This is a genomic window from Nonomuraea aridisoli (assembly GCF_003236395.1).
In the GTDB taxonomy this organism is placed as follows: domain Bacteria; phylum Actinomycetota; class Actinomycetes; order Streptosporangiales; family Streptosporangiaceae; genus Nonomuraea; species Nonomuraea aridisoli.
On the sequence record NZ_POUD01000596.1, the window covers coordinates 1 to 907 of the forward strand.

Genomic DNA, 907 nt, shown 5'->3' on the forward strand with positions numbered 1-907 from the left:
AGATTGTATAAGAGACAGCGCCAGCACCGCCGCCACCCGCTTCGACAAGCCGGCCAGCCGCCATCCGGCGAGTGTCACCATCGCCTCGCTCATGCTCTGGCTCCGGCACGCCGAATTGTCAGACACTTCCTAGGACTGATCGGCCCCGGGTTCCTCGGCGAAGACCATGCGGTGCCCGCGGGCGGTGTCCATGTACTCGCGGACTCGGCGGATCAGGTCGTCCCGGAGTTCGAAGACGAAGCAGTAGTCGTTGGCGTAGTGGTTGCCGTTGGCGAGCGTGGCCGTCATGGTCTCCTCCACGATCACGTGATCGCCGTCGGCGTAGATCCCGTGGAAGGTGACGGTGACGTCGCGCACGAAGAAGCGAGGGAAGTCGTCGGCGAGGAAGCGTACGATCGCCTCCCGGCCGACCATGTGAGCGGATCCTTCCAGCGCGACGGCGGTCGCGTTGCCCAGGGGCGCCAGCCACTCGGCGTCCTCGGTGAAGACTGCGGAGATCTGGTCCGCATCGTGGGTGGCGAAGGCTTTCCAGGCGTTCCGGACGACGAGTCGGCTGTGGTCTGACATGACCGCGACCCTGGAGCGGTGCGTCGGAAAGGGCTGGCGAGTTCTCGACATCACCATCGGCGACGTCCGGCCGTTGCTGACCCTCGAACGGGACATGACCGACCGAGAGCCGGTACGGGCCGCGCTCGCGAAGATCGTCAAGCGCCTTACCCGAGAAACAGCCTTGCCAAAGCCGGTAGCACGCCGGTTCCCCGGCCGGAATGCCGAGCCCGGCCGGCGCGAACAGGGCGCCGGGGCGTAGGGGACGAACAGTGCCTCGCAGCCGACGATCAGGCCGTTGGACCCCCGCAGCCGTGCCGGCCAAAGCAGAAGCCGTGCAGGGCGAGGGCTGTCTCTTATA

Annotated in this window: 2 protein-coding genes; one reads left to right on the forward strand and one right to left on the reverse strand. The window is 66.7% G+C overall.

Translation table 11 applies throughout. The annotated features are described in order from the left end of the window. Positions 1-129 precede the first annotated feature (129 nt). A complete protein-coding gene (locus C1J01_RS48300; RefSeq protein ID WP_111185858.1) occupies positions 130-567 on the reverse strand; it encodes a nuclear transport factor 2 family protein in 438 nt (145 codons plus the stop codon). Between C1J01_RS48300 and C1J01_RS48305 the strand changes: the two genes are divergently transcribed. Further along, a complete protein-coding gene (locus C1J01_RS48305; protein WP_111185860.1) occupies positions 566-808 on the forward strand; it encodes a hypothetical protein in 243 nt (80 codons plus the stop codon). The two genes, C1J01_RS48300 and C1J01_RS48305, sit on opposite strands and share 2 nt — an antisense overlap. Positions 809-907 lie beyond the last annotated feature (99 nt).

Bases quoted from the DNA above. Each gene is read 5' to 3' on its own strand.
- C1J01_RS48305 (WP_111185860.1), top strand. From the start codon at position 566: ATGACCGCGACCCTGGAGCGGTGCGTCGGAAAGGGCTGGCGAGTTCTC.
- C1J01_RS48300 (WP_111185858.1), bottom strand. From the start codon at position 567: ATGTCAGACCACAGCCGACTCGTCGTCCGGAACGCCTGGAAAGCCTTC.